We start from the raw sequence: 233 nt of genomic DNA on the forward strand, positions 1-233 counted from the left end.
GTAGCCTGCGACCGCGAACCTGACGCCGCTCCCAACGGTGCCAGCCTCGTCCGAGAAGGAGAGGGGGACGCCCATGTTGACGACCTCGACCGGCAGCCGCCGTACGTCGCGGTCGGCCTGGAGCATCCAGGCCAGGAAGTACGGGAGCTTCTTTGCCCCGTTCACGATAAAGGCGTCGGCGAGCCCAACGGCCCGGATCTTACGCCGCCTGAGCGCGGCGAGCTCTTCTTTGG

General features: G+C 67.4%; 1 protein-coding gene. It reads right to left on the reverse strand.

Annotated features, from left to right (window positions below; translation table 11 throughout):
* On the reverse strand, positions 1-233 hold a 233-nt coding region (locus ACX9YW_RS23590), incomplete at both ends, for a hypothetical protein (protein ID WP_460351243.1).

This window comes from Pseudoneobacillus rhizolycopersici, from assembly GCF_054786815.1.